This is a genomic window from Mesorhizobium sp. BHbdii (assembly GCF_053848045.1).
Genome location: NZ_JBSPKX010000201.1, coordinates 1 through 456 on the forward strand (window position 1 = coordinate 1; position 456 = coordinate 456).

1 pseudogene is annotated in these 456 nt (G+C 63.2%); it reads left to right on the forward strand.

Annotated elements, in window-relative coordinates:
- Nucleotides 1–212: 212 nt before the first annotated feature.
- Nucleotides 213–456, forward strand: a pseudogene (locus ACWTU8_RS32615) (ABC transporter permease); the annotation flags it as partial.

Here is a 456-nt window from a genome sequence, read left to right on the forward strand (position 1 = left end):
GCTGATCTGGCCTTTGCCGGCTCGTCGACCGTCGCCACGATCGCGGCGGGTGCGGATAATGCGGCACAACGCCTGAGGCTGCGAACCCCAAGCCGGATCGACGGCAGCACGCTGAAATCCGGGGAGACGGTTTCGCTTTCGTTTGCGCCGCATGAAGGCCATCTGGTGCTGGCATGAGCGCGGCCGGCTCGATACATCCCGCGGAAAGGCGCTTGTCGCTGCTGGTGACGGTGCTGGCTTTCGCACTGCCGGTGATCTTCGTCCTGGTGCCGCTGGCGATCTTCCTGGTCTACAGTTTCTTCAGCGTCGACCAGGGCACGATCGTCTACGCGCCGACGCTCGCCAACTATGTCCGGTTCTTTACCGATCCGATCTTCCTGCCGGTGTTCTGGAACACCATTGTGCTGTGCGTGTCGGTGGCCGTCATCTGCATCCTGCTCGCCTATCCCGCCGCCT